The sequence below is a fragment of the Corallococcus praedator genome, from assembly GCF_003612125.1.
Lineage (GTDB): Bacteria > Myxococcota > Myxococcia > Myxococcales > Myxococcaceae > Corallococcus > Corallococcus praedator.
Genome location: NZ_RAWI01000461.1, coordinates 1 through 6709, shown reverse-complemented (window position 1 = coordinate 6709; position 6709 = coordinate 1). Strand labels below are relative to the sequence as shown.

The 6709-nt window shown below is 69.8% G+C and carries 7 protein-coding genes; 4 read left to right on the top strand and 3 right to left on the bottom strand.

Translation table 11 applies throughout. The annotated features are described in order from the left end of the window. The 3 genes from D7Y13_RS36080 to rimP all read right to left on the bottom strand — a co-directional run. Positions 1-254, bottom strand: a 254-nt coding sequence (locus D7Y13_RS36080; RefSeq protein ID WP_147452573.1) for a YlxR family protein, incomplete at its 3' end; no start/stop codon positions are given. Between the two features lie 19 nt (positions 255-273). Beyond that, positions 274-1974: a transcription termination factor NusA gene (nusA, locus tag D7Y13_RS36075; RefSeq protein ID WP_120536173.1), complete on the bottom strand. Its 1701-nt coding sequence runs from the start codon at positions 1972-1974 to the stop codon at positions 274-276. Positions 1975-2039: 65 nt separating this feature from the next. Beyond that, positions 2040-2525, bottom strand: coding sequence for a ribosome maturation factor RimP (gene rimP, locus D7Y13_RS36070; RefSeq protein ID WP_120585169.1), 486 nt, complete (start codon positions 2523-2525; stop codon positions 2040-2042). Positions 2526-2733: 208 nt separating this feature from the next. On the opposite strand from rimP, the gene D7Y13_RS36065 reads away from it, so the two are divergent. The 4 genes from D7Y13_RS36065 to D7Y13_RS36050 all read left to right on the top strand — a co-directional run bounded on the left by D7Y13_RS36065 (position 2734) and on the right by D7Y13_RS36050 (position 6637). Beyond that, positions 2734-3537 carry a carbon-nitrogen hydrolase family protein gene (locus D7Y13_RS36065; RefSeq protein ID WP_120536175.1) on the top strand — a complete coding sequence of 268 codons (804 nt, stop codon included), beginning with the start codon at positions 2734-2736 and terminating at the stop codon, positions 3535-3537. 63 nt (positions 3538-3600) lie between these two features. Next, a complete protein-coding gene (locus D7Y13_RS36060; RefSeq protein WP_120536188.1) occupies positions 3601-4056 on the top strand; it encodes a FecR domain-containing protein in 456 nt (151 codons plus the stop codon). Then, a complete protein-coding gene (locus D7Y13_RS36055; RefSeq protein ID WP_120536176.1) occupies positions 4053-4901 on the top strand; it encodes a peptidoglycan-binding protein LysM in 849 nt (282 codons plus the stop codon). The genes D7Y13_RS36060 and D7Y13_RS36055 overlap by 4 nt, the downstream gene beginning before the upstream one ends. A 23-nt stretch (positions 4902-4924) precedes the next feature. Further along, on the top strand, positions 4925-6637 hold the full coding sequence (locus tag D7Y13_RS36050; RefSeq protein ID WP_120536177.1) for an HD domain-containing phosphohydrolase: 1713 nt from the start codon (positions 4925-4927) through the stop codon (positions 6635-6637). Positions 6638-6709 lie beyond the last annotated feature (72 nt).

Sequence of the window (6709 nt, the reverse complement as noted above, 5' to 3'; positions counted from 1 at the left end):
GCCTTGCCTCGGAAGGCCCTGCCCAGCGCCTTACGCTTGAGCGCTGCCGTCAAACAACCGGCACCGCACAGGTACGCCCCCCGCCCTGGCAGCCTCCGCCGCCTGTCCGCCACCACGCCGCCCTGGGGACCTACCACGAACCGGGTGAGTTCCGCCTGTGCCTTGCGCGAACCGCACCCGACGCAGGTCCTGACCGGACCTGACGTCGTGATTTCAATCGGATGTGTCCCTGGCCGTTTCGTTGCGCGGCGCATCTCCCCGTCCCCCTCCAGCTTACGGTGCCTTGGCCGCTTCCGCGCCCTCCGAGCCGCCGGCCGACGCCAGCAGGCTCCTCTCCGCGTTCAGTTCCGCGCGGAGCTTGGCCTCCTCCACAAGGTAGTTCTCCGCCGCGCTCTTCAACTGGCGGGCCTTCTTGATGCCCACCCCTGGCACGTCGCCCAGGCGGGTGAGGTCCTTCTCGTTCGCGATGTCCTCCACCGTGCGGTAACCGGCGAGGATGAGCTGCTCGATGGTCTTCTCGCCGACGCCGCGCACACGCGCCATGCGCTCCGGCTGGGACAGCTCGTCCGGGTGACGGCGGGCCTCGGCCAGCCGGGCCTGCTCGCGCTCGTGGTCCATGCGCGACAGCTCCTGCTGGTCCTCCACCATGCGCTTGCGCGCCTCCTCCTGCATGGAGGGGATGCGGGCGGGGTCGATGCCGGGGATCTGCGCCAGCATCTCCGCGTTCGCGTCCGCCACGTCCCGCGCCTGGCGGAAGCCGTGCGCGTAGAGCGTCTCCACCAGCATCTCGTTGACGCCCGGCAGCGCGCCCAGCGAGCGGCTCGCGAACTCGCGCATCTCGCGCACGCGGCTCTCACTGTTGATGTCCAGCTTCCAGCCGGTCAGCTGGGCGGCCAGGCGCACGTTCTGCCCGCGCCGACCGATGGCGAGCGAGAGCTGGTCGTCCGGGACGATGAGCTCCATGGCGTGGTTGGCCTCGTCGATGATGACGCGGCTGACCTCCGCCGGGGCCAGGGCCGAGCACACGAAGCGGGCCGGGTCCTCGTCATAGGGGACGATGTCGATCTTCTCCCCGCGAAGCTCCTGCACCACCGCCTGCACGCGGCTGCCCTTCATGCCGACGCACGCGCCCACCGGGTCCACGTCCGAGTCGCGGCTGGACACGGCGATCTTCGCGCGGCCACCGGGCTCACGGGCCGCCGCCTCGATGACGACGATGCCTTCGGCGATCTCCGGCACCTCCATCTCGAAGAGCTTGGTGAGCAGGTTGACGGACGCGCGCGACAGGACGATCTGCGGGCCCTTGGACTCGCGCAGTACGTCCAGCACGTAGGCCTGGACGCGGTCGCCCGGGCGGTAGGTCTCACGCGGGACCTGCTCGCGCACGGGCAGCACGGCTTCCGCGCGGCCCAGGTCCACCACGATGTTGCCGCGCTCGAACCGGCGGGCGATGCCCGTCACGATCTCGTTCTTGCGGTCGCGGTACTCGTTGAAGACGTTCTCGCGCTCGGCGTCCCGCGTGCGCTGGAGGATGACCTGCTTGGCCGTCTGGGCCGCGATGCGGCCGAAGCCGCGGCGGAAGGTCTTCAGCCGGAGGATGTCCCCGTACTGGTCGTCCTGGGCCTTGGCCTCCGCGGCGTCCTCGTCACGGTAGAAGATCTGGAAGACGAGCTCATCGTCCGCTTCGACCTCCATGCCCTTCTTGTGGGCCTCTTCCATGGCGATCTGGTTGACCGCCTGGATGGGGTCGACGATCTGCTCGACGACGGTGATGGCCTGGAACAGCTCCACCACGCCCTTGTCCGGGTCGTACTTGGCTTCGAGGTTGCGCTCCTGGCCAAAGTGCTTCTTGGCCGCGGTCTTCATCGCGTCCTCGAGGGTCGCGATGAGCACAGCCCGCTCGATGCCCTTGTCCTTGGCGACCTGGTCCAGAACGAGGTTGAGGTTGACGGCCGGGTTGGCTGGGGTTGCCATGACGTTCTCCTAAAATGGGTCCACGGGCGGCCCTGGCGCGATCAGGGTCCCCTGTATGTCGACAACTAGAACTCGAACTCCAGATTGGCCTTGGCGATGTCCTTGAAGGGGATGCGGAAGCTGCCGCCCCCTTCCACGTCCACGGAAATGGCGTCGGCCGCCACGTCGGTGAGCGTTCCGGCGAAGTTCTTTCGCGGAGGATCGCCCAACGGACCGAAGGTCTTCACCTTGACCTTCTGCCCCTTCACCCGCTCGAAGTGCGCCGGCTTCTTCAACGGCCGGTCCACCCCGGGACTGGAAACCTCCAGGTTGTATTCCTGGGGGATGAAGTCCTCCACGTCGAGCACCAGTTCCACGGCGCGCGAAACCTGGGAGCACTCTTCCAGACCTACCCGGCCGCCTGGCTTGTCGATGAACAGCCGCAACACCCAGCCCTCACGCTCGCGGACATACTCCAGGTCCACCAGCTCCAGGCCTTCGTTCGCCACGATGGGGTCGAGCAGCGTCGCCGCCTTCTCTTCCACCGTCTGTTTGATGTTCTTCGACTCCATACCGGGATGCAGGTCTCCAAAAACGCGAAAAGCGGGCACGGCGGCCCACTTTTCGATGTCGTGCGTCGAAAAATGTCGGGGCGTCCGTAACACACGCCCCCTCGGGGTGTAAAGGAAGGACACACCCCGAGGCGCCTGATCAACGCGGCCCTGGATTGAAGGATTCCCAGGGGTTCGCGAGCCCCCTGGCGGCGTTATAACCGCCGCCATGCACCTCATCGCCGCAGCCCAGATGGTGTCCACCGCGGACAAGGCCCACAACCTGGACGTGGCTGCCCGCCTCGTGCGCCAGGCCGCTGGACTGGGAGCCCGCCTGGTGGGCCTGCCCGAGAACTTCTCCTGGATGGGCCCGGAGCCCGAGCGTCCCGGCGCCGCCGAGGCCCTGGACGGCCCCACCCTGAGCCGGATGGCGGACCTGGCCCGGGAGACGAAGGTCACCCTGCTCTCCGGCTCCATCCTGGAGGACGGCGCGCCCGGCGGCCGGCTCTACAACACCAGCGTCCTGTTCGGCCCGGACGGCGCGAGGCTGGCCGTGTACCGGAAGATGCACCTGTTCGATGTGGATGTGGGAGATGGTGCTACCTATCAGGAGTCCGCGGCGGTGGCGCCGGGGACGGAGGTGGTGGCGGCGGACACGGAGGTGGGACGGCTGGGGCTGAGCGTCTGCTACGACCTGCGGTTCCCGGAGCTGTACCGCCGGCTGTCGAGGGACGGGGCGACCCTGCTGGCGGTGCCGGCGGCCTTCACGCTGATGACCGGCAAGGACCACTGGGAGGTGCTGCTGCGCGCCCGGGCGATCGAGAACCAGGCGTACGTGCTGGCGCCGGCCCAGGGCGGCCGGCACTCCGCGCAGCGGCAGACGTACGGGCACGCGATGGTGGTGGACCCGTGGGGGCTCGTCACGGCGCGGGCCTCCGAGGGCGAGGGACTGGCGGTAGCGCCGGTGGACCCGGAGCTTCAAGCGCGCATCCGGCGCAATCTTCCATGCCTGTCGCACCGGCGCCTGGACTAGGCGGAACGGTCCGGGGCGGCCCCTTTTCGGGGGCGCTTTGGGGTTAGACTCCGTCCCACGGTGGTGAACGGACGACGCTGGCCTCCCCTGTTGCTCGTGGTCGCGCTCGCGGCCCTCCCCCCCGGCTGCACGGCCGATGAGAAGCCGCGCGGGCCCGCGGAAGCGCCGCTTCCGCCCCCGGTGCCGCGCGCGCACCTGCGAGATTTGACGGGGGAGGTGCAGATCAAACGCGCGATCGCGGACGAATGGAGCGCCGCGCGCAGCGAGCTGCCGCTGTACGAGAACGACAAGGTGCGCACCGAGGCTGGGGCCAGTGCGCAGGTGGTGTTCGCCAACGGAAGCACGGTGCACCTGGGGGGCGATTCCCTGGTGGGAATCGCGGAGAGCAAGCTGCGCACGGATGTCACCGTCCTTCGCGGACGGGTGGATGCCACGCTGGAGAAGCCGGCCACGCAGTCCTTGTCCGTCACCACGCCATCCGCCACGGTTCGGGCTGGCAGGAAGATCGAGTTCCAATGAAGGCCGCCCTCTGGCTCAGCGCATGGATGGGGCTGTCCGTGGTGCCGTCGGCCCCGACGGTGGTGGGACATGAACCTCCGGAGGCCCCTGCCCGGCGCGGCAGCGGTGGTTCCGGGGCCACGCCGAAGGCTCCGAGCGCGGAGCCGCAGACGGCGCTCAAGGCGCTGGAGATGTCGCGCGCGGCGGTGAAGGCCGCGCCAAACGACGCGCGTCGCCGCGAGGCGGAAGACCGGCTGAAGGACGCCGAGGCACACTTCCAGCAGGCGCGCTACGCGGACGCGCTGCACAAGGCGGACGAGGCCTGGGCGCTGCTCAACCCGCCCCAGCCGTCCCTCTTCACGGTGGAGGTGGGCCACGACGGCGGCACCACCACCGTCACCCACCGCCAGGGGCCGCCCGTCACGGTGGAGGCCCAGCACGCGACGCGCATCCTCGCGAAGGGGGAGTCCGTGCGGGTGCAGCAGGGCACCGTCCTGCCGGAGCCTCCTTCCGCGCCCCAACCGGTACAGCCCACGGACAAGTACCGCTTCACGCTGAAGCCGTCCGCGCAGGGACTGCTGGGGCCGGTGACGCTGTCGTGGGCCGCGGTGGAGGGCGCCACGCGGTACGAAGTGGAGGTCGTCCCGGAGACGGTGGAGGCGGGCCCGCTGCCCTCGCCCGTGCGCGAGGTGCTGGGCGCCCGGCAATGGGCGTTGCCGGCGCTGCCGGCGGGCCGTTATCGCTGGACGGTGACGGCGGTGAGCCCGGGACAGGGCCGGTCCGTCCCTTCCACGGCGCGGCGCTTCGAGCTGGCCGCGGACGCGCTTGAACTCAACATCAAGGTGAAGGACGGCTGGCAGAAGTAGCCAGCCGGTGAGGAGCGACCGCCGTGCGTCTTTTCAAAGCCACCCTCCTGCTGATGCTCGTGGTCAGCATCGTTCCCACGGTGATGGTGGGCTGGTTGTCGGTGTCCCATACGCGCGAGCTGCTCATCCGCGACGCGCAGGAGCTGGCGCAGGAGCGCGTGAAGCAGCTGCGGCTCAAGGCCGAGCGCTTCCTGGAGGACCCCACGGAGATGGTGGTGGGGTTGTCCAGCGTGCCGGGCGGCTTCTTCACCCTGCCGCGCGACACGCAGCGCTCGCACATCGCGGCGGTGCTCAACCAGCGCCAGGAGGTGCTGGCGCTCACCGTGTTCGGCGCGGACAAGCAGCGGCAGCCGGGCCTGCAGGCCTTCGCGGTGCACGACATGGCCCCCAGCGCGGTGGCCGAACACGAGGAGCGCGCCCGGGCCCTGCTCGACGCGGGGCTGACGGGGGTGCGCTATTCGGACGTGGTGGCGTCCCCGGGCGGTGGCGGGCCGGTGGTGACGCTGGCCTTTCCCGTGGGCGACCCGGTGCAGGGCTACATGGCGGCGGACCTGACGCTCGCGGGCCTGCGTCAGATGCTGGCGCAGGAGCGCGTGGGCAGCACGGGGTTCGCGTACCTGGCGGACCGGCACGGGCGCCTCATCACCGGCGGCGGTGACCTGGGCGCGGTGGGCGAGGACGTGTCGAAGCGGACGCCCCTGGCGCACCTGATCAAGCAGCGCGAGGGGTCCCCCGACACGGAGCTGTTCCATGTGGGAAACTTCGGCGAGGGACGCGACGCGGTGGTGGCGGCGTACTCCGTGTTGCCGGAGGCGGGCTGGGCCATCGTGTCCGAGCAGCCGGTGGAACATGCCTACCGGCAGGTGGAGACGATGGAGCGGCGCATCCTGGCGGGCCTGGGCGGCGCCATCCTGGTCGCGCTCGTGCTGGCGGCCATCTTCTCCCGCAACCTGACGCAGCCCCTGAAGACCTTCATGGCGACGTCGATGGAGCTGGCGCGCGGCAAGTTCGGCGTGGAGGTGAACCTGCGCCAGAAGAACGAGCTGGGGGAGCTTGCCCAGACGTTCAACTACATGAGCAAGCAGCTGCTCGCGTACGACATGGAGACGCGCGGCCTCTACGAGAGCCTGGAGAAGGGCTACCTGGAGACCATCGTCGCGCTGGCCAACTCCATCGACTCCAAGGACGCGTACACGCGCGGCCACAGTCAGCGGGTGGGCGACGTGGCGGTGGAGATTGGCAAGGAGCTGAAGCTCACCGAGCGCGAGCTGCGGCAGCTGCAGTACGGCGGCATCCTCCACGACATCGGGAAGATTGGCATCGTGGAGAGCATCCTCACCAAGCAGTCCCGGCTGACGGATCAGGAGATGGCCACGATGCGGGAGCACCCCGCCATCGGCGACGCCATCATCGGGCCGGTGACGTTCCTGGGGCCGGTGCGCGCGTGCGTGCGCCACCACCACGAGCGCTGGGACGGCACGGGCTACCCGGACAAGCTCAAGGGCGAGTCCATCCCGCTCTTGGCGCGCATCGTGGCGTGCGCGGACACCTTCGATGCCTGCACCTCCACGCGCCCCTACCAGAAGGCCATGCCGCTGGAGAAGGCGATGGAGATCCTGGACAACCTGAGCGGCGCGCAGCTGGACCCGAAGGTGGTGCTGGCCCTGCGCGCGGTGCTCGCCCAGCGGGGCGTGCGGGTGGAAGGCCACCGGCAGCCGGTCAAGCTGGCGTCCTGAGCGCGTGCCTTCCCAGCCCGTCCCGCCCGGAGCGCGGCGGGACGGGCTGGGAAGGCACGCGCTCAGGACGCC